Annotated in this window: 22 protein-coding genes and 3 pseudogenes; 11 read left to right on the top strand and 14 right to left on the bottom strand. The window is 70.7% G+C overall.

All coding sequences use genetic code 11. The features are described 5' to 3' along the window. Position 1 precedes the first annotated feature (1 nt). From hutU to hutH, 5 genes are read left to right on the top strand one after another with little or no spacing between them, the layout of a single operon-like run. A complete protein-coding gene (gene hutU, locus AMIS_RS04785; protein ID WP_014441071.1) occupies positions 2 to 1,633 on the top strand; it encodes a urocanate hydratase in 1,632 nt (543 codons plus the stop codon). Continuing rightward, the gene (locus tag AMIS_RS04780; protein WP_014441070.1) at positions 1,630 to 2,787 is read left to right on the top strand and encodes an allantoate amidohydrolase; all 1,158 of its coding nucleotides are present in this window, start codon (positions 1,630 to 1,632) and stop codon (positions 2,785 to 2,787) included. Before hutU ends, AMIS_RS04780 begins: the two co-directional genes overlap by 4 nt. Further along, positions 2,784 to 4,085: a formimidoylglutamate deiminase gene (locus tag AMIS_RS04775; protein ID WP_041829553.1), complete on the top strand. Its 1,302-nt coding sequence runs from the start codon at positions 2,784 to 2,786 to the stop codon at positions 4,083 to 4,085. The genes AMIS_RS04780 and AMIS_RS04775 overlap by 4 nt, the downstream gene beginning before the upstream one ends. After that, complete coding sequence (gene hutI / locus AMIS_RS04770) at positions 4,082 to 5,230, top strand: imidazolonepropionase (protein WP_014441068.1); 1,149 nt, start codon at positions 4,082 to 4,084, stop codon at positions 5,228 to 5,230. The genes AMIS_RS04775 and hutI overlap by 4 nt, the downstream gene beginning before the upstream one ends. Continuing rightward, a complete protein-coding gene (hutH, locus tag AMIS_RS04765; RefSeq protein WP_014441067.1) occupies positions 5,227 to 6,762 on the top strand; it encodes a histidine ammonia-lyase in 1,536 nt (511 codons plus the stop codon). The genes hutI and hutH overlap by 4 nt, the downstream gene beginning before the upstream one ends. Here the strand turns inward: hutH and AMIS_RS44565 are convergent. The 5 genes and pseudogenes from AMIS_RS44565 to AMIS_RS04740 all read right to left on the bottom strand — a co-directional run. Further along, positions 6,759 to 7,082: pseudogene (locus AMIS_RS44565) on the bottom strand (DUF4143 domain-containing protein); the annotation flags it as partial. The gene hutH and the pseudogene AMIS_RS44565 sit on opposite strands and share 4 nt — an antisense overlap. Before the next feature lie 121 nt (positions 7,083 to 7,203). Then, complete coding sequence (gene rdgB, locus AMIS_RS04755) at positions 7,204 to 7,818, bottom strand: RdgB/HAM1 family non-canonical purine NTP pyrophosphatase (protein WP_014441065.1); 615 nt, start codon at positions 7,816 to 7,818, stop codon at positions 7,204 to 7,206. Further along, positions 7,815 to 8,540 carry a ribonuclease PH gene (gene rph, locus AMIS_RS04750; protein WP_014441064.1) on the bottom strand — a complete coding sequence of 242 codons (726 nt, stop codon included), beginning with the start codon at positions 8,538 to 8,540 and terminating at the stop codon, positions 7,815 to 7,817. The genes rdgB and rph overlap by 4 nt, the downstream gene beginning before the upstream one ends. A 10-nt stretch (positions 8,541 to 8,550) precedes the next feature. After that, positions 8,551 to 9,777, bottom strand: a complete 1,227-nt coding sequence (locus AMIS_RS04745; RefSeq protein ID WP_014441063.1) for a glycosyltransferase — start codon at positions 9,775 to 9,777, stop codon at positions 8,551 to 8,553. A gap of 66 nt (positions 9,778 to 9,843) precedes the next feature. Beyond that, complete coding sequence (locus AMIS_RS04740) at positions 9,844 to 10,590, bottom strand: MBL fold metallo-hydrolase (RefSeq protein ID WP_014441062.1); 747 nt, start codon at positions 10,588 to 10,590, stop codon at positions 9,844 to 9,846. A 273-nt stretch (positions 10,591 to 10,863) separates the two neighbouring features. On the opposite strand from AMIS_RS04740, the gene AMIS_RS04735 reads away from it, so the two are divergent. Beyond that, complete coding sequence (locus tag AMIS_RS04735; protein WP_014441061.1) at positions 10,864 to 11,238, top strand: hypothetical protein; 375 nt, start codon at positions 10,864 to 10,866, stop codon at positions 11,236 to 11,238. A 25-nt stretch (positions 11,239 to 11,263) separates the two neighbouring features. Here the strand turns inward: AMIS_RS04735 and AMIS_RS04730 are convergent, their stop codons facing one another. From AMIS_RS04730 to clpS, 5 genes and pseudogenes are all read right to left on the bottom strand, one after another. Further along, entirely contained in the window at positions 11,264 to 12,229 is a 966-nt protein-coding gene (locus tag AMIS_RS04730) for a PLP-dependent cysteine synthase family protein (RefSeq protein WP_041830511.1), read from the bottom strand. A gap of 39 nt (positions 12,230 to 12,268) precedes the next feature. After that, on the bottom strand, positions 12,269 to 12,586 hold the full coding sequence (locus AMIS_RS04725; RefSeq protein WP_014441059.1) for a MoaD family protein: 318 nt from the start codon (positions 12,584 to 12,586) through the stop codon (positions 12,269 to 12,271). A 63-nt stretch (positions 12,587 to 12,649) separates the two neighbouring features. Then, positions 12,650 to 13,140: pseudogene (locus AMIS_RS04720) on the bottom strand (Mov34/MPN/PAD-1 family protein). A 59-nt stretch (positions 13,141 to 13,199) separates the two neighbouring features. Beyond that, the gene (locus tag AMIS_RS04715) at positions 13,200 to 13,700 is read right to left on the bottom strand and encodes a DUF2017 domain-containing protein (protein WP_014441057.1); all 501 of its coding nucleotides are present in this window, start codon (positions 13,698 to 13,700) and stop codon (positions 13,200 to 13,202) included. 26 nt (positions 13,701 to 13,726) lie between these two features. After that, positions 13,727 to 14,017, bottom strand: a complete 291-nt coding sequence (gene clpS / locus AMIS_RS04710; protein WP_014441056.1) for an ATP-dependent Clp protease adapter ClpS — start codon at positions 14,015 to 14,017, stop codon at positions 13,727 to 13,729. Between the two features lie 117 nt (positions 14,018 to 14,134). On the opposite strand from clpS, the gene AMIS_RS04705 reads away from it, so the two are divergent. The 4 genes and pseudogenes from AMIS_RS04705 to AMIS_RS04690 all read left to right on the top strand — a co-directional run bounded on the left by AMIS_RS04705 (position 14,135) and on the right by AMIS_RS04690 (position 17,218). Then, positions 14,135 to 15,421, top strand: a complete 1,287-nt coding sequence (locus AMIS_RS04705; RefSeq protein ID WP_014441055.1) for a nicotinate phosphoribosyltransferase — start codon at positions 14,135 to 14,137, stop codon at positions 15,419 to 15,421. Positions 15,422 to 15,430: 9 nt separating this feature from the next. Beyond that, on the top strand, positions 15,431 to 16,009 hold the full coding sequence (locus tag AMIS_RS04700) for an isochorismatase family protein (protein ID WP_014441054.1): 579 nt from the start codon (positions 15,431 to 15,433) through the stop codon (positions 16,007 to 16,009). A gap of 1 nt (position 16,010) precedes the next feature. Continuing rightward, positions 16,011 to 16,487, top strand: a pseudogene (locus AMIS_RS04695) (N-acetyltransferase family protein); the annotation flags it as partial. A 128-nt stretch (positions 16,488 to 16,615) separates the two neighbouring features. After that, positions 16,616 to 17,218, top strand: a complete 603-nt coding sequence (locus AMIS_RS04690) for an RBBP9/YdeN family alpha/beta hydrolase (protein ID WP_014441052.1) — start codon at positions 16,616 to 16,618, stop codon at positions 17,216 to 17,218. 58 nt (positions 17,219 to 17,276) lie between these two features. On the opposite strand, the gene AMIS_RS04685 is transcribed toward AMIS_RS04690, so the two are convergent. The 4 genes from AMIS_RS04685 to AMIS_RS42265 all read right to left on the bottom strand — a co-directional run bounded on the left by AMIS_RS04685 (position 17,277) and on the right by AMIS_RS42265 (position 22,067). Next, a complete protein-coding gene (locus AMIS_RS04685; RefSeq protein ID WP_014441051.1) occupies positions 17,277 to 18,653 on the bottom strand; it encodes an MFS transporter in 1,377 nt (458 codons plus the stop codon). 139 nt (positions 18,654 to 18,792) lie between these two features. Beyond that, positions 18,793 to 20,532 (bottom strand): aa3-type cytochrome oxidase subunit I, encoded by a 1,740-nt coding sequence (gene ctaD, locus AMIS_RS04680; RefSeq protein ID WP_014441050.1) that lies wholly within the window; start codon positions 20,530 to 20,532, stop codon positions 18,793 to 18,795. Between the two features lie 150 nt (positions 20,533 to 20,682). Continuing rightward, on the bottom strand, positions 20,683 to 21,789 hold the full coding sequence (locus AMIS_RS04675) for an FAD-dependent monooxygenase (protein WP_014441049.1): 1,107 nt from the start codon (positions 21,787 to 21,789) through the stop codon (positions 20,683 to 20,685). A gap of 107 nt (positions 21,790 to 21,896) precedes the next feature. Beyond that, positions 21,897 to 22,067, bottom strand: a complete 171-nt coding sequence (locus AMIS_RS42265; protein ID WP_014441048.1) for a hypothetical protein — start codon at positions 22,065 to 22,067, stop codon at positions 21,897 to 21,899. 86 nt (positions 22,068 to 22,153) lie between these two features. On the opposite strand from AMIS_RS42265, the gene AMIS_RS04670 reads away from it, so the two are divergent. Next, positions 22,154 to 23,230 carry a DNA polymerase ligase N-terminal domain-containing protein gene (locus AMIS_RS04670; protein WP_014441047.1) on the top strand — a complete coding sequence of 359 codons (1,077 nt, stop codon included), beginning with the start codon at positions 22,154 to 22,156 and terminating at the stop codon, positions 23,228 to 23,230. Positions 23,231 to 23,288: the final 58 nt, after the last annotated feature.

Raw genomic sequence — 23,288 nt, 5'->3', positions numbered from 1 at the left:
AATGACCGAGATTCGTTCGCCGCGCGGTACGTCGTACACCGCTCAGGGGTGGCCGCAGGAGGCCGCCAAGCGCATGCTGATGAACAACCTGGACCCGGACGTGGCCGAGAGGCCGCAGGATCTGGTGGTCTACGGCGGCACCGGCCGCGCCGCCCGCGACTGGCCGTCGTTCCACGCGATCGTGCGCGAGCTGGACGCGCTCAAGGGTGACGAGACGCTGCTGGTGCAGTCCGGCAAGCCGGTCGGTGTGCTGCGCACCCACGAGTGGGCGCCGCGGGTGCTGATCGCGAACTCGAACCTGGTCGGCGACTGGGCGACCTGGCCGGAGTTCCGCCGCCTGGAGCAGCTCGGCCTGACCATGTACGGGCAGATGACGGCCGGCTCGTGGATCTACATCGGCACCCAGGGCATCCTCCAGGGCACCTACGAGACGTTCGCCGCGGTGGCGGCCAAGAAGTTCGGCGGCGACCTGGCCGGCACGCTCACCCTGACCGGCGGTTGCGGCGGCATGGGCGGCGCACAGCCGCTCGCGGTAACCATGAACGGCGGCGTCTGCCTGATCGTCGACGTGGACCGCACCCGGCTGCAGCGCCGGGTCGACACCCGGTACCTGGACGTCATCGCCGACGACCTGGACCAGGCGATCGCGCTCGCGCTGGAGGCCAAGGCGGCGCGGACCGCGACGTCGATCGGCGTCGTCGGCAACGCGGCCCTGGTCTTCCCCGAGCTGCTCACCCGCGGCGTCGAGATCGATATCGTCACCGACCAGACCAGCGCGCACGATCCGCTGAGCTACCTACCGGTCGGCGTGGAGCCGGCCGACGCCGCCGAGCTGGCGCGGACCAAGCCGGAGGAGTTCACCGACCGGTCCCGGGCCAGCATGGCGAAGCAGGTCGCCGCGATGGTCGGCTTCATGGACGCGGGCGCCGAGGTGTTCGACTACGGCAACTCGATCCGCGGCGAGGCGCAGCTGGCCGGGTACAACCGGGCGTTCGAGTTCCCCGGGTTCGTGCCGGCGTACATCCGGCCGCTCTTCGCCGAGGGCAAGGGCCCGTTCCGCTGGGCGGCGCTCTCCGGCGACCCGGCCGACATCGCCGCCACCGACCGCGCCGTGCTCGACCTCTTCCCGGAGAACGAGCCGCTCGCGCGCTGGATCAGGATGGCCGGCGAGCGGGTGGCGTTCCAGGGCCTGCCGGCCCGGATCTGCTGGCTGGGGTACGGCGAGCGGGACAAGGCGGGTGTCCGCTTCAACGACATGGTGGCCCGGGGCGAGGTGTCCGCGCCGATCGTGATCGGCCGGGACCACCTGGACTCGGGGTCGGTGGCGTCGCCGTACCGGGAGACCGAGGCGATGCTGGACGGCTCCGACGCGATCGCCGACTGGCCGCTGCTGAACGCCCTGGTCAACACCGCGAGCGGTGCCAGCTGGGTCTCCATCCACCACGGCGGCGGTGTCGGCATCGGCCGCAGCATCCACGCCGGCCAGGTCTGCGTGGCGGACGGCACCGCGCTCGCCGGTCAGAAGATCGAGCGCGTGCTCACCAACGACCCGGCGATGGGCGTGCTGCGGCACGTGGACGCCGGCTACCACTCGGACGCGGCGGGCGCTGTTCAGATTCCGATGCCGCGATGAGCGACTTCACCGATCTCTGGAACGAGATCGCCCCGATCGGCCGGGCGGACAGCGGCGGTTACCTGCGGTACGCGCTGACCGAGCCCGAGCTGACGCTGCGCGACTGGTTCCGCACGCAGGCCGCGCGAAGGGACATGCTGGTCACCGACGACGGCAACGGGAACCTCTTCGCATGGCGGGGCGAACCGTGGGCTCCCGGTACGGTGCTGACCGGCTCGCATTTCGACTCGGTTCCGCACGGTGGCGGCTATGACGGCCCGCTCGGGATCGTCAGCGCGTTCCTCGCCGCCGACCGGGTGGCGAAGTCCCGCTCGATCGCCATCGCCGCCTTCTGCGAGGAGGAGGGCGGGCGTTTCGGCGTACCGTGCCTGGGGTCTCGTCTGCTGACCGGCGCGATCGCGCCGCAGCAGGCCGGCGCCCTGAAGGATCGCGACGGGATCTCCTTCGCGGAAGCGCTCGGCAAGACGCCGGACGGCGCCCAGCCCGCCCGGATCGGGAACCTGAAGGCCTTCGTCGAGCTGCACGTCGAGCAGGGGCGGGCGCTGGAGACGCCGGTCGGGGTGGCGAGCGCGATCTGGCCGCACGGGCGCTGGCGGATGGACTTCGCGGGCGTCGGCGACCACGCCGGCACCACCCGGATGACCGACCGGCACGATCCCATGCTGACGTTCGCGTTCGCGGTGCTCGCCGCGAACAAGGAGGCGCGTCTCACCGGCGCCCACGCCACGGTCGGCCGGGTCCAGGTCGAGCCGAACGCCACCAATGCGATCCCGTCCCTGGTCCGGGGCTGGCTGGACGCCCGCGCGGCCGACACCGGCACGCTCGATCAGCTGGTCGACGGCGTGGTCCGGAAGGTCACCGAGCGGGCCGGGCGGGACGGCACGTCGCTGACCGTGACGCCGGAGTCGGTGACCGACGAGGTGGCGTTCGACGAGGCACTGGCGAAGCAGCTGGCCGCTAGATTGGGAAATGTGCCGATTCTGCCGACGGGCGCGGGGCACGACGCCGGGGTGCTGTCCGCGCACGTGCCGACCGCGATGCTGTTCGTGCGCAACCCGACCGGGGTGTCGCACTCGCCGGCCGAGCACGCGACCGACGAGGACTGCGAGGCGGGGATCGAAGCGCTGGCGGCGGTGCTGGAGGAGCTGTCGTGAGCAGTTATCACGCCGCCTACGCGTGGGTCGACGGCAAGATAGCGCGGGATGTCCGCATTGACGTTGCTGACGGTTACATAACCAATGTCTCGATGAATTCTGACAAATCTGGTGAATCACTGCGCGGACTGGTGATTCCCGGATTCGCCAACGCCCACTCGCATGCCTTTCATCGAGCGCTGCGCGGCCGCACCCACGGCGACCGGGGCAGCTTCTGGACCTGGCGCGAGCTGATGTACCAGGTCGCCGGCCGGCTGGACCCGGACAGCTACTTCACCCTGGCGAAAGCGGTCTACGGCGAGATGGCCCTCGCCGGGATCACCACCGTCGGCGAGTTCCACTACCTGCACCACGGGCCGGACGGCGTCCCCTACGCCGACCCGAACGCGATGGGCCACGCGCTCATCGCCGCCGCCCGCGAGGCCGGCATCCGGATCACCCTGCTGGACGCGGTCTACCTGACCGCCGGCGTGGAGGGCAAACCCCTCGAGGGCGTGCAGCGGCGCTTCGGCGACGGGAGCTACGACGGCTGGTTCGAGCGGTTCGAGCAGCTCCACGGGGGTGACGGGGTGAAGATCGGGGCGGCGCTGCACTCGGTACGGGCGGCGCCCGCCGACGGGATGGCGACGTTCGCGCAGCGGACCGGCGGGCTGCCGGTGCACGTCCACCTCTCCGAGCAGCCGGCCGAGAACGAGGCCTGCCGCAACGTGCACGGCTGCTCCCCGGCCGAACTGCTGGACGCGATGGGCGTCTGGCAGCCGACGACCACCGCGGTGCACGCCACCCACCTCAGCACGGCCGACCTCGGAATCCTCGGCGACGGGCAGTACATCTGCTTCTGTCCCACCACCGAGCGGGACCTGGCCGACGGCATCGGGCCGGCCCGGGCCCTCGCCGACGCGGGAGCGACCCTCACCCTCGGCAGCGACAGCCACGCGATGATCGACATCTTCGAGGAGGCACGCGGCGTCGAGCTCGACGAGCGGCTCGCCACCCGGCAGCGCGGGCACTTCACCGCCGCCGAACTGCTGACCGCGGCCACCAGCGCCGGACACGCCTCGCTGGGCTGGTCCGACACCGGTGAGATCGCCGCCGGCAGGCGGGCCGACCTGGTCGCGGTCTCGCTGGACAGCGTCCGGACCGCCGGCACCGACCCGGCCGGCCTGATCTTCGCGGCCACCGCGGCCGACGTCACCGACGTGATCGTGGACGGGCGCCGGATCGTCACCGACGGCCGGCACCGATCGATCGACGTGCCGGCCGCCCTCCGCGACGCGATCGCCGGGGTGCTCTCATGAGTCTCGCCGTCACCGGCATCGGTGAACTGGTCACCAACGATCCGCACCTCGGCATCGTGCACGACGCGGCAATCGTGGTGGAGGGCGACCGGATCGCCTGGATCGGCCCGTCCTCGCAGGCCCCCGCGGCCGACTCCCGGCTCGACGCGGACGGCGCCGCGGTGCTGCCCGGATTCGTCGACAGCCACGCTCACCTGATCTTCGCGGGTGACCGGGCCGCCGAGTTCGGCGCGCGGATGGCCGGGGAGGCGTACACCGGCGGCGGTATCCGCACCACCGTCGCCGCAACCCGCGCGGCCTCCGACGACGATCTGCGTCGCAACGCGCGGCGCCTGGTCGGCGAGGCGCTGCGGCAGGGGACGACAACCATCGAGATCAAATCCGGGTACGGGCTGAGCGTCACCGAAGAGGCCCGGTCCCTGCGCCTCGCCGCCGAGATCGTGGAGGAGACCACGTTCCTGGGTGCCCACGTGGTGCCGGCCGAATACGCGGGACGGGCCGACGACTATGTGGACCTGGTCCGCTCGGAGATGCTGGAGGCGGTCACCCCGTACGCGAAATGGGTCGACGTCTTCTGCGAGCGCGGCGCGTTCGACGCTGACCAGGCCCGCGCGATCCTGACGGCCGGCGCGAAGCGCGGCCTGGGTCTGCGGCTGCACGCCAACCAGCTCGGCCCCGGCCCGGGCGTGCGCCTCGCGGTCGAGCTCGGCGCCGCCAGCGCCGACCACTGCACACACCTGGACGACGCCGACGTCGCGGCCCTGTCCGGGTCGGACACCGTCGCCACACTGCTGCCCGGCGCCGAGTTCTCCACCCGGTCGCCCTACCCGGACGCCCGGCGGCTGCTGGACGCCGGTGTCACGGTCGCTCTCGCCACCGACTGCAACCCGGGGTCGTCGTACACGTCCTCGATGCCGTTCTGCATCGCCCTGGCCGTGCGGGAGATGCGGATGACCCCGGCCGAAGCCGTCTTCGCGGCGACCGCCGGTGGCGCCGCCGCCCTGCGCCGCGACGACCTCGGCATCGTCCGGGTCGGCGCCCGAGCCGACCTGATCGTGCTCGACGCGCCCTCCCACCTGCACCTGGCCTACCGGCCCGGTGTTCCCCTGATCCGCACCATTCTGCACAACGGAGTGCCGCAGTGATCGTCACCGTTCAGCCCACCGGGGTCACCCCCGCCGATGTCCTCGCCGTCGCCCGTGGCGACGCCCAGGTCGAGATCTCACCCGCCGCGCTGGAGGCGATGGCCACCAGCCGCGCCATCGTCGACGGCATCGAGGCGTCCGGACGCCCGGTCTACGGCGTCTCCACCGGTTTCGGCGCGCTCGCCAACACCTCGATCGCCCCGGAACGCCGTGCCGAGCTCCAGCACGCGCTGATCCGCTCGCATGCCGCCGGGATCGGCGCGCCGATGCCGCGCGAGGTGGTCCGAGCGATGATGCTGCTCCGGGTCCGGTCGCTCGCGATGGGTCGCTCCGGGGTCCGGCCGGTGCTCGCCCAGGGCCTCGTCGACCTGCTCAACCACGGCATCACCCCGTGGGTGCCGGAACACGGCTCGCTCGGCGCCTCCGGCGATCTCGCGCCGCTCGCGCACTGCGCGATCGTGCTGCTCGGCGAGGGCTGGGTGCTCGGCAAGGACGGCTCCCGGCTCGACGCCGCCGAGGCGTTGCGCACCGCCGGCCTGCGTCCGCTGGACCTGGCCGCCAAGGAGGGCCTCGCGCTGATCAACGGCACCGACGGCATGCTCGGCATGCTGCTGCTGGCGATCTCCGACGCGCGGCACCTGTTCGCGATGGCCGACGTCACCACGGCCCTGGCGATCGAGGCGATGCTCGGCTCGGAGCGGCCCTTCCTCCCCGAGCTGCACAGCATCCGCCCGCATCCCGGGCAGGCCGCCTCGGCCGCGAACGTCCACCGGCTCCTGCAGAACTCCGCGATCATGGACTCGCACCGGGATGACCTGGCGCACGCGGTGCAGGACGCGTACTCGATGCGGTGCGCGCCGCAGGTGGCGGGCGCGGCCCGGGACACCCTCGACTTCGTCGAGCTGGTCAGCTCCCGTGAGCTGATATCCGTCGTGGACAATCCGGTGGTGCTGCCGGACGGGCGGGTCGAGTCGACGGGCAACTTCCACGGCGCACCGCTCGGCTTCGCCGCCGACTACCTGGCCATCGCCGCCGCCGAAGTGGGCGCGATCGCCGAGCGCCGGGTCGACCGGCTGCTCGACGTGACTCGCTCCCGCGACCTGCCGCCGTTCCTCTCCCCCGACGCCGGTGTCAACTCCGGGCTGATGATCGCGCAGTACACGGCGGCCGGCATCGTGGCGGAGAACCGGCGGCTCGCGGCGCCCGCCTCGGTCGACTCGCTGCCGACCAGCGGCATGCAGGAGGACCACGTCTCGATGGGCTGGGCGGCCACGAAGAAGCTGCGGACCGTCCTGGACAATCTGACCAGCCTGCTCGCCGTCGAACTGCTGTCGGCGGTGCGCGGGTTGCAACTGCGTGCGCCGCTGACCGCGTCGCCGGCGGGCCGGGCGGCGGTGGCGGCGGTCGAGCCGTTCGCCGGCGGGCCGGGGCCGGATGTGTTCCTCGCGCCGGTGCTGGAACAGGCCCGGCAGGTGATCGCCGGGCCTGCCCTGCGAGCCGAGATCGAGGCAGCGGTCGGCCCGCTGGGCTAGAGCTGCCAGAGGGCACTCACCGGTACCGCGCGCATCCGATCGCCGAACGGCAGCGTGCTGGTACCGGTGTAGAGAACGATCCCGGCGATCAGATCGTCGCCGAGCCGGTCCGCGACGCGGCGCAGGCCGGTGAAGTCGTCGGAGCGGACCGTCGAGGCCGCCTTCACCTCGATGGCGACGACCTGCCGCTGCCGGTTCTCCAGGATCACGTCCACCTCGACCTTGTTCTGGTCACGGTAGTGGTAGAGGTCGACGAGTTGGTCGGACCAGGTCGCCTGGCGGGGCTTTCGTTCCGCGAGCCTTGAGCTTTCGATTTGCGGCGAGGTCGCCTTTCGATTTGCGGCGGGTCGAGCTTTCGATTTGCGGTGGGGTTGGCCTTCGCGGTCACGCGTACCCGAAAGGGGGCGGGACCGGGACGCCTGGCGCAACCCCACGCCGGCTCTAGCGGGGCAGCTCCTTGGCGATGACCTTGGCCAGCTCGCGGAACGCCTTGCCGCGGTGGCTGATCGCGTCCTTCTCGGCCGGGCTCAGCTCCGCGTTCGTCCGCTGCTGACCGTCGCCCACGAAGATCGGGTCGTAGCCGAAGCCGCCCTCGCCGCGGCGGCTACGCAGCAGGCGACCGGTCTGCCGGCCCTCGACCAGGTGCTCCCGGCCGTTCGGCAGGACCAGCGCGGCCGCGCAGACGAACGCGCCGCCGCGGTGCTCGTCACCGACGTCGCCGATCTGCGCCAGCAGCAGGTCCAGGTTGGCCTGGTCGTCGCCGTGCTTGCCGGACCAGCGGGCGCTGAAGACGCCGGGCATGCCGTTCAGCGCGTTCACGGCGATGCCGGAGTCGTCGGCCACCGTGGGCAGGCCGGTGCGCTTGGCGCCCTCGCGCGCCTTGATCAGCGCGTTCTCGCCGAAGGTGAGACCGGTCTCCGGCACGTCCGGGTAACCGGGGAAGTCACCGAGGCCGACCAGCTCGATCTGGGCCATGCCGAGCGCGGCGTCCAGGATGCGCTGCAGTTCGGCGAGCTTCTTCGTGTTCCCGGTCGCCAGCAGCAGCCGGGCGCTCACGAGAGGGCCTTCTGCTGCGCGGCGGCGAGCTCGGCGCACCCGAGCACCCCGAGATCGAGCATGGCGTCCATCTGGGCCCGTTTGAACACGCCGTTCTCCCCCGTTCCCTGCACCTCGACGAAGTCCCCGGCGGCGGTGCACACGACGTTCATGTCCACCTCGGCGGACACGTCCTCGTCGTACATCAGGTCCAGTCGTGCCTCGCCGTCGATGATGCCGACGCTGACCGCCTGGATCGAGGTGTGCAGCACCTTCTCCACCTTGCCGGCCAGCGACTTGCGGTCGGCCAGCCAGGTCACCGCGTCGTGCAGCGCCACGTAGGCGCCGGTGATCGCGGCGGTGCGGGTGCCGCCGTCGGCCTGGAGGACGTCACAGTCCAGGACGATCGAGTTCTCGCCGAGCGCCTTGAGGTCGATGCAGGCGCGCAGGCTGCGGCCGATCAGGCGGGAGATCTCCTGGGTACGCCCACCGAGCTTGCCCTTCACGCTCTCCCGGTCGCCACGGGTGTTCGTCGCGCGGGGCAGCATCGAGTACTCAGCGGTCACCCAGCCGAGGCCCGAGCCCTTACGCCAGCGCGGCACCCCCTCGGTGACACTCGCGGTGCAGAGCACCCGGGTGTTGCCGAATTCCACCAGGACCGAGCCCTCGGGGTGGATGCTCCAATGCCGGGAAAGCGTCACCGGTCGCAGCTGGTCGGCCGCTCGGCCGTCGGGTCGCGCCATGCCCCCAACCCTATGCGTAACGGGCCGCGCCGGCTTCGTCCGCCCCGGGCTTGCGGGTCGGTGGCAGCGGTGAGCGCGCCCAGGGCACCGCCGGGCGCAGCGGCACGACCCCCCGCGCCACGGCCGGCACGGTCGCCGGAAGCGCGCCGTGCGCCCGCAGGAAGCCCTCCACCGAGGCCGGCCAGCCGAAGTGCTCGGCGCGGGCCCGGGCCGCCGCGCGGCGCTCCACCCGCGGCCGCTCCATCAGGGAGCTGACCGCGTCGGCGATCGCGTCGGCGCTGCCCGGCACCGCGATGCCGGCGTTGCCGACCACCTCGGGCAGGGCGCTCTGCTCGTTCACCACGACCGGGGTGCCGCAGGCCAGCGACTCCAGCGCGGCCAGGCCGAACGTCTCCACCGGACCGGGCGCGATGGTCACGTCCGCGCTGGCCAGCAGCGCGGCCACGTCGGCCCGCTCGGAGATGTGGCCCGCGAAGCGGACCGGTAGCCGGGCCGCCCGGTACGCCAGAGCGGTACGCCGCGTGCCGTCCCCGGCCATCACCAGCACCGCCGGGATCTTGCCGTTGCGCAGCGCCGCCACCGCGTCGACCGCCAGCTCGGGCCGCTTGGCAGCGGAGAGCCGGCTGCAGTAGACCAGCAGCAGCTCGTCGGGCCGCGCGTACCGCGAGCGCACGCTCACGTCCATCCGGCTCGGGTGGAACAGGTTGAGGTCGACGCCGAGCGGCACCTCCACCAGGTTCGGCACGTCCAGCCGGCGGAACTCGGCGGCGGCGAACCCGGTGGTGCAGACGATGGTGTCGAACGCCTCGGCGGTGCGCCGGTTGAACCGGTCCGCGAGGGCGTCCCGTTTCGGCATGCCCCAGACGCCGAGCACGCCGGCCAGGCTCTCGTGGGACACCATCATCGAGCGCACACCCCGCTGGCGGGCCCAGTCACCGGTCCAGCGCAGGGTGGTCCGGTCGGAGACCTCGATCCGGTCCGGCTCCAGGCTGTCCAGGAGCCGGGTGAGCTCGCTGCGGCCGGCCAGGACGCGGTAGCCGCCGGTGCGCGGCAGGGGGGCGCTGGGCAGGGTGATGACCCGGCCCTGCTTGGTCATCTTGTCCGAGTGACGACGGCCCGGAATGATCAGGACGGGCTCGTGGCCGGCGGCCTTGTAGCCGCGGCCGAGCTGCCGGAGGGCGGTACGCAGGCCACCGGTGTGGACCGTGACGAAGTTGGCCAGGCGAACGATGCGCAATGCGACAACTCCAAGATCACGACACGTGGTGCATCGGTGCAGCCGACCCCGCCCCCGTACATCGGCTCAGAGATCGTATCTGGCCCCGGGGCGGACGACTTCGACCGGTCCCGCGTACGCCGCGCTGGCCGCCTCCACAATAGATGCCTCGCTGGCCCAAGCCGGCACCAAATGGGTCAGAAGCAGTCGTCCCACGTCCGCCTTGGTGGCCGCTTCACCCGCTTCGCCCCCGGTGAGGTGCAGGTCAGGGGGGTTGGGGGCGCCGTCGAGGTAACTCGCCTCACAGAGGAACAGATCGGCGCCCGCGGCAAGCCTCAACAGGGCCTCGCACGGCGCGGTGTCCGACGAGTACGCGATCACCCGCCCGTTGTGCTCGATCCGCACCCCGTACGTCTCCACGGGATGGTTGACCCGATCGACGGTGACCGTCAGCGGGCCGATCGGGAACGTGCCGGGCTGCAGCCCGTAGAAGGTGTAGACGTCGTCGACCGGCTCGCCCTCGGTGCTGTACGCGGCCGCGATGCGCTCCGCGGCGCCGAGCGGGGCGTAGACCGGCACCGGCGGCAGCGGACCGGCCGGGTCGTAACGGCGGACCACCACGTACGTACACGCGTCGAGCATGTGATCGCAGTGCAGGTGGGTCAGAAGGATCGCGTCGACCCTGCGCATATCCGAGTACCGCTGCAGCGCGGACAACGAACCAGAACCGAAGTCGATCAAGAGCCGGTAGCCCTCGGCCTCCACGAGATAGGCCGAACACGCCGACTCGGGGCCGGGGAAACTGCCGGCACAACCGAGAACGGTTAGTCGCATGCGGTTTCCTCTGACTCACATCGGGTCGAACAACAATCGGTCGCCCGCGCCCCACCCGACCGGTCCGCGCTGGACTTGTCAGACCAGTCAATCACGGAGCGAAGCGTACGCCCCGACCAGTGCTTCGCGTAAACAACTGATCGATTTGTCGCTAAATCGACAACGCACATCACAACCGCCGTGACCTCGGTCATCACGAATTCTCTCGTTACGTCCAGTGACCCGTCGGCGTTGCTCAGGGTAGTACGTCGAAGGTCATCTGATGGAGGCCCCGTGACCGCGGTCGAACAGGCTCGCACCACCCCCGCCGCGCCGGTCCCATACACCGCGGAAACCGAGGATCCGGGGGTCTTCCGCTTCCCGGCGCCGGAGGATCCGCCGCCCGGCGCGGCCCGGATGCTGGCGATGGCGCTCTACGGCACCGCCCTCGGGCTCACCGGCGTCGGCGTCGGCCTCTACGCGGTGGTGGCGGTCTTCGGCGGCGCGCCCGGCTGGTATCTGCCGGCGCTGGGAGTGCTGACGCTGCTCAGTGTCCTGCTGACGGCGGCCGCGTTCCTCGCCATCCACGAGCGGAACCTGCCGTGGTGGCTGCTGATCGCGGCCGCGCCGCCGATGGCCGCCGCGGTGGCGGTGGCCCTCTCCTACTAGGTCTGTTTCACAAGAGGGCTCCGGCCTAAGCCCAGAGCTGCCCTTCGAGGGCCTCTTCGGCGTCGTTCAGCGTGCCGCCGTACGCGCCCGTCGACAGGTACTTCCAGCCGCCGTCGGCGATCACGAACGCCACGTCGGCCCGGCGACCCTCGCGGACCGCCTCGTGCGCCACGGCGAGCGCCGCATGCAGGATCGCGCCACTGGAGAAGCCCGCGAAGATGCCTTCGACCTCGACCAATTGACGGGTACGCAACACCGCGTCCCGGGTGCCGACCGAGAATCGCCGGTCCAGCACCGAGGCGTCGTACAACTCGGGAACGTAACCCTCGTCGATGTTGCGCAGGCCGTAGACGAGTTCGCCGTACCGTGGCTCGGCCGCGACGATCTGGATGCCCTCGACCTTCTCCCGCAGGAAGCGGCCGGTGCCCATCAGGGTGCCGGTGGTGCCCAGACCGGCCACGAAATGCGTGATCGTCGGCAGGTCGTGCAGCAGCTCGGGACCGGTGGTCTCGTAGTGCGCGCGGGCGTTCGCCGGGTTCCCGTACTGGTAGAGCATCTTCCAGTCGGGGTGCTCGGCGGCGATCTGCTTCGCGGTCGCCACCGCCTGGTTCGACCCACCGGCGGCCGGCGAGAAGATGATTTCAGCGCCGTACATCCGGAGCAGTTGGATCCGCTCGGCCGAGACGTTCTCCGGCATCACGCAGACCAGCCGGTACCCCCGCAGTTTCGCCACCATGGCGAGCGCGATACCGGTGTTTCCGCTGGTCGGCTCGAGGATGGTGTCACCGGGACGCAGATGCCCGGTCTCCTCGGCCTCGCGCACCATGAACAGCGCGGCGCGGTCCTTGATGCTGCCGGTCGGGTTCCGGTCCTCCAGCTTGGCCCACAGACGCACCGGCGGCGCCCCTTCGGGCACCGCCGGGGAGAGGCGGGGCAGGCCGACGAGCGGCGTGCCCCCGCACGCGTCCAGCAGGCTCTCGTAGCGAGCCATCATATCCGCCTTTAGTCCGTTTTAGGGGCGGTGGAAGGGTCAGAGGGAGCCGAAGAGCGCGGCCGCGGCCGCGAAGCCCAGGGCGCCACCGGCGACGGCCGGCAGGATGGTGATCGAGTCGCCGTCCTTCACCTTCGCGTCGAGCGCGCCGAGGAACCGGACGTCCTCGTCGTTCACGTAGATGTTGACGAAGCGGTGCAGGCCGCCCTCGGGCGTGATGAGCCGGCCCTTGAGGCCGTTGTGCTTCGCGTCCAGGTCGTCGATCAGGCCGGAGAGCGTGTCACCCGCACCCTCGACGATCTTGGAACCGCCGGTGTAGTTGCGCAGGATGGTGGGAACGCGAACTTCGATAGCCATGACTGTCAATGCTCCTAGAGAGAGTCGTTCACGAAGAAGGGCAAAGCGGGTCGGGACGGTCGCTCAGCGACACTCGTAGACCACCGACACCGGGCTCTGCCCGAACATGTACGACTGCACGGCACTCACCTTCACGCGTCCACCGTCGCATCCACGATGTTGACCTCTTCTTCGGTCACCACACCGTCCACGATACGGAACGAGCGGATCTCCTCCACATCCGGCTCACGTGTCGAGACGAGGAGATAGTGCGCGTTCGGCTCGCCGGCGAACGAGATGTCGGTGCGGGACGGGAACGCCTCGGTCGCGGTGTGCGAGTGGTAGATGACCACCGGCTCCTCGTCGTTGTCGTCCATCTCGCGCCAGACCCGCAACTGCTCCATCGAGTCGAACTCGTAGAACGTCATCGAGCGGGCCGCGTTGTCCATCGCGATGTGCCGGCTGGGGACGTCACTGCCGATCGGCCCGGCGACGACGCCGCAGGCCTCGTCCGGGTGATCCCGGCGGGCGTGGGCGACGATCGCGTCGATGATCGCCTTGTCGATGGTCAGCACGGCGTTCACATTACCGAAGTATTTCGCGCCACCGGGGGTGGCGGTGCCCACACCTGGCGTTACTTCATCTCCGGCAAGACATTGAGCAGGGACTCCTGGAGATAGCCCAGATACGCATAGACGGAGAGCTGAAAGACCCGGCTGGATCCGGGGTCCTCCAGGACCGCTTCGTCCAACTCTTCGGCGAGGTCGGTGTCGGCCCGGATCTCGAGCCGGGTGCCCATCGCGAGCCGCGCGTCGTTTATCGCACGGAGCCAGGCCTCGGCGGCTTCACCGTCCAGCCGTACCTCTCCCTCGCCCTCGTCCGGCAGGGCCGCGAGAATCGCGCCCGCCTGGTCGATCTTGCTGGTTTTGAGGTCGCTCTCGGTGTAGAGCCGGAACTCACTCGAGTCGTCCGGCCGGTCCGGATAGATGTCCGGGAAGAGGCGGGACACCACCGGGTCCGTATGGTCCATGCCGTCGGTCAGCAGGCCCACCACCTCGGCAGCCACTTTCCTCAGCACACGAACCTCGTCGTGCTCGAAGGTGGCCACACACTGGCCGCCGATGCGTCGGAACATGCTCTTCCCCACCCGCTTGTCGGACCTCAGGCCCGGTCGACCGTGGCCCAGAGACCGTATCCGTGCAGTTGGTTGGCGTCCATTTCCATGCGCTCCCGGGCGCCGGTGGAGACCACCGCTTTCCCCTTCGTGTGCACATCCATCATCAGCTGCTCCGCTTTCTCCTTGCTGTAGCCGAAGAGCTTCTGAAAGACCCAGGTCACGTACGACATCAGGTTGACCGGATCGTCCCAGACGATCGTCACCCAAGGCCGGTCAGCAGCCGGTTCTTCCTCGATCTCCGGCGTCTCGACGGGAGCAACCTGTGGTAACGCCATGCCCCCATGTTGCCACCGGATTCGGCGGATCGGTGAACCGGAGCACCGAACCGCAGGTCAACACCCGTTCGGTGCCCGCGCGCCGCAGATCCGCGTCCGGCGCAATAGGGTAGGGCCGTGGAGACCAGCACCCCCGCCTTGATGACGGATCACTACGAGCTGACCATGATCAGCGCCGCGCTCAAGGACGGCACCGCCTCGCGGAGGTGCGTCTTCGAGGTCTTCGCACGCCGCCTGCCCACCGGCCGGAGGTACGGAGTGGTGGCCGGCACCGGCCGCCTGATCCAGCTGATCAAGGATTTCCGGTTCGACCCCGCCGATGTGGATCATCTGCGCTCCTCCGGCGTGGTCGACGAGACGACCGCGACCTGGCTGGCGAACTACCGCTTCACCGGCGACGTGGAGGGGTACGCGGAGGGCGAGCTCTTCTTCCCCGGATCACCGATCCTGACCGTTTCCGGCACGTTCGCCGAGTGCGTGGTGCTGGAGACGCTGATCCTGTCGGTGCTCAACCACGACAGCGCGATCGCGGCGGCCGCGGCCCGCATGGTCACCGCCGCGCGCGGCCGGCCGATCATCGAGATGGGCTCGCGCCGGACCCACGAGCACGCTGCGGTCGCGGCGGCCCGGGCGGCGTACCTGGCGGGGTTCGCCTCGACGTCGAACCTGGCGGCCGGCCGCTGCTACGGCATCCCGACCACCGGCACCTCCGCGCACGCGTTCACGCTGCTGCACGACGACGAGCCGACCGCCTTCGGGTCCCAGGTGGCGGCGCTCGGCAAGAACACCACGCTGCTCGTCGACACGTACGACATCAGCCAGGGCATCCGCAACGCAATCGCGGTCGCCGGCCCCGACCTGCGGGCCGTGCGGATCGACTCCGGTGACCTCTCCGTGCTGGCCCAGCACTCCCGTGAGCTGCTCGACTCGCTGGGCGCCACCGAAACCAAGATCATTGTCTCCGGCGACATGGACGAGTACTCGATCGCCACCCTCGCCGCCGAGCCGGTCGACATGTACGGCGCCGGCACCGCGGTCGTCACCGGCTCCGGAGCGCCCACCGCCGGCCTGGTCTACAAGCTGGTCGAGGTCGAGGGCCGCCCGGTGGTGAAACGCTCGGAGAACAAGGCGACGGTCGGCGGCCGCAAGACCGCGGTCCGCCGCCACAAGCCGACCGGCACCGCCATCGAGGAGATCATCTACTCCAAGGGCCTGCCCGACCACCAGGCCGGGGACCGGCTGCTGCAGCACACCCTCATCGCGTCCGGCGAGGTGCAGGCGCTGCCCACGCTGACCGAGTCCCGCGAGCACCTGCGGCAGTGCCTGATCTCCATCCCGTGGGAGGGCCTCAAGCTCTCGGCCGGCGATCCCGCCATCCCCGTCGTCATCGTTCCCACCGCATAGGGGTTCACCATGTCTCGCGCGCTGATCATCGTTGACGTGCAGAACGACTTCTGCGAGGGCGGTTCGCTCGCCGTGTCCGGCGGCGCCGCGGTCGCCAAGGGCATCTCGCTGGTCCTGGAGAAGGCCGGGGACCGCTGGGATCACGTGGTCGCCACCAAGGACTGGCACATCGACCCGGGCTCGCACTTCAGTGAGACACCCGACTTCGTCGACTCGTGGCCGGTGCACTGCGTCGCCGGCTCCGGCGGCTCCGAGTTCCACCCGGAGCTCGCCACCGACCGGATCGAGGCGGTCTTCCGCAAGGGCGAGTACCAGGCGGCCTACTCCGGCTTCGAGGGTCAGACCGAGACCGGTGAAACCCTCGCAAGCTGGCTGCGGGGCAAGGGAGTCACCGACGTCGAGGTCGTGGGCATCGCGACAGACCATTGCGTACGGGCGACAGCACTCGACGCGGCAGCCGCCGGTTTCACCACCACCGTGGTGCTCGAGCTGACCGCCGGGGTGGCCCGGGCGACCACCGACGCGGCCCTCGAACAGCTGCGCGCCGCCTCGATCGCGACGACCGGCACACCAGTTGTCGACGCCTGACATCCGCCCGATCACCGACGCCGACTGGCCCGAGGTCTGGGCGATCATCAGCGAGGTGATCCGGGGGCGGGAGACTTTCCCGTACGACCCCGGCATGGACGAGGCGACGGCCCGCGGCATGTGGATCGAGCAGGCGCCCGGCCGGACCGTGGTGGCGGCGTCCCCGGAAGGCCGGATTCTCGGCACCGCCAAGATGGGCACGAACCGCCCCGGGCCGGGCAGCCACGTCTCCACCGCGAGCTTCATGGTCGCGTCCGAGGCACGCGGCAAGGGTGTCGGCACCGCGCTCTCCCGGCACGCCGTGGACTGGGCACGCCGATCCGGGTACGCGAGCATGCAGTTCAACGCCGTGGTGGAGACCAACACCGCGGCCGTCGACCTGTACCGCCGGATCGGCTTCCGGATCGTCGGCACCGTGCCACGGTCCTTCGACCACCCCGCGCACGGCCGGGTCGGCCTGCACGTCATGTTCCTGGAATTCTCCTCCGACCACCTCGGCGCCAGGACCGCGCGGACCGACGTCCTCCCGGACGATCACACGTCCCCGGCGGTCTCCCTCGACCTGGGGCACGAACCGGACGGCATCTCGATCGACGGCGGGCTGTCATGACCGGTCAGAGTTTCCTCCTGCTGCACGGCTGGCAGAACCGCCGCCCACCCACGCACTGGCAGCACTGGCTGGCCGGTGAGCTCACCGCGCAGGGTCACTCGGTCGATTACCCTCAGCTGCCGAACCCGGACTTCCCGGTGCTCGACGAGTGGCTGGCCGAACTGCGTACCCGCGTCGCCGCGATGCCCGGCACGACACGCACAGTGCTCTGCCACAGCCTCGGCTGCCTGCTCTGGCTGAACGCGGCGGCCCGGGGCGAGGTCCCGCTGCGGGTGGATCGGGTCGTGCTGGTCGCCCCGCCGTCCCCGTCAGTCACCCGAAGCCACCCGGAGATCGCCGGGTTCGCTCCCTCACCGGTGACGCCCGCCCAGCTGAGCGCGGCGTCCGCCTACACCCGCCTGGTAGGCACCGACAACGACCCCTACTTCCCCGAAGACATCACCACGGTGTACGGCGATCCGCTCGCCGTCCCCACCGACGTCATCCCCGGAGCCGAACACCTGAACCACGAGTCAGGTTACGGCCCCTGGCCCTCACTCCTGACGTGGGCAACCGCCCCCGATCCCCACACCCCGATCCAGCCCCGCCCCCGCCACTGACCCCGCCGCGCGGGGGCGCGACCCGGCGCGGGAAGGCGTGAGCGCGGAGTTGCCGGCCTCAGGGTCGGCTGGGTTCGCCTGCATGAGCAGACTTCCCCTCGGCGGCGTGGGGCCCCTCGGCCGCCAGCGGCGCCCCGGCCGGCAACGGCACGGCGGCGGGCAACGGCGCCCCGGCGGGCAACGGCGCCCCGGCGGGCAACGGCACGTCGGCAGGCAACGGCGCCCCGGCGGGCAACGGCACGTCGGCGGCCGGCGGCTGTGCCAGTGAGCGGCGGCGGCGGAGTTCGGCGGGTAGGACCAGCAGCGCCACCAGAACGCCGACCGCGCCCACCGCCACGAAACCCCACGCAGCGCCCTTCGTGTCGATCGCCAGGCCGGCCAGCGGGCCGCCCAGGGCGACGCCGACGGTGAGGGCCGAGTTGTGCAGGCCCATCGCCTCGCCGCGGGCCGCGGCCGGGATCATGCGGCTGATCGCGTCGGAGCTGGCGGTGATCGTCGGGGCGCAGAGGGCGCCGGCCGGGATGAGCAGGACGGCGAGCAGCCACCAGTGGTCGCCGCCGAGGCCGACCGGGATGGTGAGCAGCGCCATCGGGGTGAACAGGGCGAGGGCGGGCAGGCCGCGACGGATCGTCCCGTACGCGAAACCGCCCAGCAGGGAGAAGAACGCCCACAGCGAGAGCACCGCCCCCGTCCAGTGCACCTCGCCGGACTCGCGGAGCACCGCGACCACCGCCACGTCGGTGCCGGAGAGCACCAGGGTGGCGGCCATCGTGACGGCCAGGATGGCGACGAACCGCGCGCTCAGCCAGCTGCGCCGCGGCACCCGCTCGCCGCTCGAGACGGGTTTCTCGTGCGCGGCCCGGGTGGGCGGGTTGAGCAGCCAGAGCCCGAGGCCGGACAGGAAGATGCCGCCGGCCAGGGCGAGCATGGCGACCCGCGGGCCGGCGCTGGTGGCGATCAGCACGCCGAGCGCGGGCCCGGCCATGAACGACATCTCGGTGGTGATCGAGTCGAGGGCGAAGGCGGGCAGCCGGTGCGACTCGGGGGTCAGGGCGGCGATCGACTGCCGGGCGACCGAGAACGCCGGGAGGGCCAGGAACCCGCCGAGCACGGCGACCGGGAGCAGAGCCCAGTAGGGCAATGACTGCGCCACCAGCCAATAGATCACCTCGGCCACGGTGGTGAGCACGAGCACCGGCCGCAGCCCACGCCTGTCGATGAGACGGCCCATGACCGGCGCCCCGACCGAGCCGCCGATCGTGGCGGCCGCGCCGACCAGACCGGCCGCACCGTAACCCCGGCCGAGGTCCGTCACGACGTGCAGCGTGAGCACCACTGCCGCGGCCGCGATCGGGATGCGGGCGAGGGTGGCGACCACGAGCAACGACGGGATCTTCGGCAGGGCGAGCGTTTCCCGGTAAGGCGTGAGCAACATGACGATCCTGACCTCCGCCGCCGATCCTCCCCCAGGGGTACGACAAGAAACCACCGGGTTTGACGAGTCTCACGTAACACGGCGGAAACGCGAACGGGCCGGCCCCGAAGGGCCGGCCCGCAACGTGCGCGGTGGAGAACTAGCTCTTGTCTTCCTGGTAGGTCGCGCCGCCGTCGGACTCGGCGGTCAGCGGCCGGGCGCCACCCTCGGGCGGGCCGGCGAGCGAGTGACCGGCGGCCAGCTCCGGGAACTTCTCGTCGAACGCGGGACGCTCGGAGCGGATCCGCGGCATCCGGTCGAAGTTGCGCAGCGGCGGCGGGGTGGTGGTGGCCCACTCGAGCGAGTTGCCGTGACCCCACGGGTCGTTCGCCGTGGTGACCTTGCCGACCTTGTAGGACTTCCACACGTTGTAGATGAACGGCAGGGTCGACAGGCCGAGGACGAACGAACCGATCGTCGAGAACGTGTTCAGGAAGGTGAACCCGTCGCTCGGCAGGTAGTCCGCGTACCGCCGGGGCATGCCCTTCGTGCCCAGCCAGTGCTGCACCAGGAACGTGGCGTGGAAGCCGATGAAGGTCAGCCAGAAGTGAATCTTGGCGAGCCGCTCGTCGAGCATCCGGCCGAACATCTTCGGGAACCAGAAGTAGATGCCGGAGAAGACCGCGAACACGATCGTGCCGAAGAGCACGTAGTGGAAGTGCGCGATCACGAAGTACGAGTCGGAGACGTGGAAGTCGATCGGCGGCGCGGCGAGCAGCACGCCGGAGAGACCACCGAAGAGGAACGTCACCATGAAGCCGACCGCGAAGAGCATCGGCGACTCGAAGCTGATCTGGCCGCGCCACATGGTGCCGATCCAGACGAAGAACTTCATGCCGGTGGGCACCGCGATCAGGAAGCTCAGGAAGCTGAAGAACGGCAGCAGCACCTGGCCGGTGACGAACATGTGGTGCGCCCACACCGACATCGACAGCGCGCCGATCAGCAGGGTCGCGGCGACCAGACCCTTGTAGCCGAAGACCGGCTTACGGCTGAAGACCGGGATGACCTCGGTGATGATGCCGAAGAACGGCAGCGCGATGATGTACACCTCGGGGTGGCCGAAGAACCAGAAGAGGTGCTGCCAGAGCATCGGCCCGCCGGTCTCCACGTCGAAGACGTGCGCACCGAGGACGCGGTCCGCGGCGAGCGCGAAGAGCGCGGCCGCCAGGAACGGGAAGACCATGACCGCGAGCAGCGCGGTGACCAGCATGTTCCAGGTCATGATCGGCATCCGGAACATGGTCATGCCCGGGGCCCGCAGGGTCAGGATCGTGGTGATCAGGTTGACCGAGCCGAGGATCGTGCCCAGACCGGAGATCGCCAGGCCGACGACCCACATGTTGCCGCCGACACCCGGCGAGTGCAGCGCGTCGCTGAGCGGCGTGTACGCGAACCAGCCGAAGTCGGCGGCGCCACCGGGCGTCAGGAACCCGCCGATGGTGATCAGACCGCCGAACAGGTAGAGCCAGTAGGCGAAGGAGTTCAGCCGCGGGAACGACACGTCCGGCGCGCCGATCTGGATCGGCACGACGTAGTTGCCGAACGCGAACACGATCGGTGTCGCGAAGAACAGCAGCATGATCGTGCCGTGCATGGTGAACAGCTGGTTGAACTGCTCCGGCGACAGCAACTGCATGCCCGGGCGAGCCAGCTCGGCGCGCATCAGGAGGGCCATCAGGCCACCCAGCAGGAAGAACACGAAGGCCGTGATCATGTACATGATCCCGATCTGCTTCGCGTCCGTCGTGCGCAGGATCCGAGCGATCGCCGAACCCTTGACCTGCCGCCGAACCGGATATGGCCGGGTCGCGATCGGCGACGGCGCAACGGTCGTCACGAAATGCCTCCGTTGTCTCGTTCGTCCCTCTCGGGGTACCCCTGAAGATCGGGCGTATCCCGTGGGCAGGATAGTCCCCCTCATGACCTTCGGCTGGCGCGGGGGGACCCAACCGGCCCACATGGACAAGATCCATGCAGGTAAGAGGGTCTAAACCGGAGACACCAGCTCGCGATAGTGGTCGGTGAAGAGACGCAGGCCACGCCGGCGCAGCATCGGGTCACGCAGCGTGGGCGGGACGTCGCGGGTGCGGTCCCGCTCCCGGGTCCGCTCGCGCACCTCGCCGCAGCGCGGCCGGCGCCGCCGCTCGAACGCCCGCAGGGCCGCCGGGATGTCGTCGGCCGAGGCCCGGAGCTCCTGGCCCAGCACGTAACCGTCCTCGAACGACATCGCCGCGCCCTGGGCCAGGGTCGGCGCGGTGGCGTGCGCCGCGTCGCCGGCGAGCACGACCGGGCCCTTGGACCAGCTCGGCAGCACGACCTCGTCGGTCCGCGCGACCTGCACTTTCTCGATCTTGTCCAGGATGGCCGGCACCGGACCGCCGAACGACTCGAAGAGCTCGAGCATGCGGGCCCGCGGGTCGTCCGGGTTGGGACTGTCCGGCGCGGTCTCGTCGGCGTAGCAGTAGATCCTGCGGCCGCCCATCGGCATCGCGACGAAGGAGGCCCGGCGCCCGAGCACCGCCGTCCAGTCGGTGAGCGGCGGCCCGCCGCTCACCACCGAGCGGTAGACGATCTGCCCGGTCGGCACGGCGGGACCACCGAGACCCACTTTCTCGCGGATCGTGGAGCGCCGGCCGTCCGCGCCGACGACCAGGTCGTACTCCGCGACGCCGCCGGTGGAGAACTCCACTTTCGCCGCGCCCTCGACGATCTCCAGCCCGGTGACCTCGGTCTCGAAGCGCACCTCTCCGCCGACCCCGGTGAGCAGCACCTGCTGCAGATCGGCGCGGGACAGCGCCCGTGACTCGCCGACGCCCGCCCACAGAGCCGCGACGTCCATCTCGAAGAGCTCGCGGCCGCGCGCGTCCAGGAAGACCTGCCGGAAGATCAGATCGCCGAGCGGTCGCAGCGGGACGTCGAGCCCGAGCAGCCGCAGGGCCCGTGACGCATTGCCCGGAAGGTAGATGCCGGCGCCCGGCACGACGGTGGCGGGCAGCGCCTCCACCACGTCCGGCCGGAATCCGGCGATGCGCAGCCCTCGCGCCGCAGCCAGGCCGGAGATGCCGGCGCCCACCACAAGGATGCGCAAGGTCATCGCACCAGAGCTTTCTTGTCGATGGATACGGGCCGGAGCCAAGACACTACCCCCCGCCATCACCGCGGGGGAACACCCGCGATCGACATCAAGTCCGATTTGTTCGGTCAGGAGCTGCTGACCAGCTCACCGAAAGCCCGGTCGGCACGGGCCAGCGCGACCGCCCGGCGCATCCGCAGGATCCGGCGCGCGGTCCGCGGATCACTGCCGGCGGGCAGCCGCGCGGCCTCGGGGGTGGACTGCCAGACGACGACGAACGGCACCGCGGAGTTCTGCATGCCGACACCCCACCACGGGGGTACGACAGTTCTCACCCGAGTTACACCGGTGTATTTCTCGATGCGCGCGGGCAGACAATAAGGGTATGACGGACCGCCTCGACGACTACCGCCGCAAGCGGGACGCCCGCCGCACCCCGGAGCCGATCCCACCGGCCATCAGGACGACGAGCACGGTTACCACGAACCGCTTCGTCATCCAGCAGCATCACGCCCGCAGCCTGCACTGGGACGTCCGGCTGGAACACGACGGCGTGCTCGTCTCGTTCGCCGTGCCGCGCGGACTCCCCCGGGATCAGGCTCGGAACAATCTCGCCAAGCACACCGAGGATCACCCGTTGGAGTACCTCGACTTCGCCGGCGAGATCCCGGCCGGCGAGTACGGCGGCGGCCGGATGACGATCCACGACCGGGGCACCTACGAGACCGACAAGTGGCGCGACGACGAGATCGGCGTGACCTTCCACGGGGAGCGGACCACCGGACGGTACGTGTTCTTCCAGACCGGCGGCAGGGACTGGATGGTGCGCCGGATGGATCCGGCCGAACCGGGCTGGGAGCCGATGCCCGAGGTGGTCGCCCCGATGCTGGCGACCCGGGCGGCGGGACTCCCGGCCGACGACGCCGACTGGGGTTATGAGATGCGCTGGGGCGGGCGGCGGGTCACCGCGTACATCTCCGGTGGAAGATCTCGCCTGACCGACGCCGACGGCGTCGATGTGACCTCGTGGTACCCGGAGATCCGGCCGATCGGCCCGGCGCTCGCCCCGGTCGAGGCCGTGCTCGACGGTGAGATCGTCGCGTTCGACGGCGCCCGGCCCGCGCCCGAGCTCCTGGATCGGCGCACCGCGCCGAAGGACTCCGCGGCGGCGCGGCGGGCGGCGGAGCGCACGCCGGTGCAGTTCCTGGTGTACGACCTGCTGTGGCTGGAGGGGCACTCCACGATGGAGCTGGTCCGGTACTCGGAGCGCCGTGAGCTGCTGGACGGGCTGGCCCTGGCCGGGGACCACTGGCAGACGCCCCCGTTCTTCGCCGGCGGTGGCGAGTTCGCCCGTGAGGCCGCCCGGGCGCAGGGCCTGCCCGGAGTGGTCGCGAAGCGGCTGGACTCGCCCTATCTGCCGGGCCGCCGCAGTCGTCTCTGGCTCGCCGTTGCGGCGGACTGATTTCCTCAAGCCGGCCCCTCCCCCGCCGATCATCAGGTTTCCATCGGCTCGGGCAGGG

Source organism: Actinoplanes missouriensis 431 (assembly GCF_000284295.1).
In the GTDB taxonomy this organism is placed as follows: domain Bacteria; phylum Actinomycetota; class Actinomycetes; order Mycobacteriales; family Micromonosporaceae; genus Actinoplanes; species Actinoplanes missouriensis.
The sequence above is the reverse complement of the archived record's forward strand: the minus strand, read 5'-3'. Positions and strand labels throughout refer to the sequence as shown.

Coding starts and splice junctions, on each gene's coding strand:
- AMIS_RS42265 (WP_014441048.1), bottom strand. CDS start 22,067: ATGCAGAACTCCGCGGTGCCGTTCGTCGTCGTCTGGCAGTCCACCCCC.
- AMIS_RS04685 (WP_014441051.1), bottom strand. CDS start 18,653: ATGTTGCTCACGCCTTACCGGGAAACGCTCGCCCTGCCGAAGATCCCG.
- AMIS_RS04690 (WP_014441052.1), top strand. CDS start 16,616: ATGACCGGTCAGAGTTTCCTCCTGCTGCACGGCTGGCAGAACCGCCGC.
- AMIS_RS04670 (WP_014441047.1), top strand. CDS start 22,154: ATGACGGACCGCCTCGACGACTACCGCCGCAAGCGGGACGCCCGCCGC.
- hutU (WP_014441071.1), top strand. CDS start 2: ATGACCGAGATTCGTTCGCCGCGCGGTACGTCGTACACCGCTCAGGGG.
- AMIS_RS04730 (WP_041830511.1), bottom strand. CDS start 12,229: ATGGCTCGCTACGAGAGCCTGCTGGACGCGTGCGGGGGCACGCCGCTC.
- AMIS_RS04740 (WP_014441062.1), bottom strand. CDS start 10,590: ATGCGACTAACCGTTCTCGGTTGTGCCGGCAGTTTCCCCGGCCCCGAG.
- rph (WP_014441064.1), bottom strand. CDS start 8,540: ATGGCGCGACCCGACGGCCGAGCGGCCGACCAGCTGCGACCGGTGACG.
- AMIS_RS04780 (WP_014441070.1), top strand. CDS start 1,630: ATGAGCGACTTCACCGATCTCTGGAACGAGATCGCCCCGATCGGCCGG.
- clpS (WP_014441056.1), bottom strand. CDS start 14,017: ATGGCGTTACCACAGGTTGCTCCCGTCGAGACGCCGGAGATCGAGGAA.
- hutI (WP_014441068.1), top strand. CDS start 4,082: ATGAGTCTCGCCGTCACCGGCATCGGTGAACTGGTCACCAACGATCCG.
- AMIS_RS04725 (WP_014441059.1), bottom strand. CDS start 12,586: ATGGCTATCGAAGTTCGCGTTCCCACCATCCTGCGCAACTACACCGGC.
- AMIS_RS04715 (WP_014441057.1), bottom strand. CDS start 13,700: ATGTTCCGACGCATCGGCGGCCAGTGTGTGGCCACCTTCGAGCACGAC.
- AMIS_RS04700 (WP_014441054.1), top strand. CDS start 15,431: ATGTCTCGCGCGCTGATCATCGTTGACGTGCAGAACGACTTCTGCGAG.
- AMIS_RS04675 (WP_014441049.1), bottom strand. CDS start 21,789: ATGACCTTGCGCATCCTTGTGGTGGGCGCCGGCATCTCCGGCCTGGCT.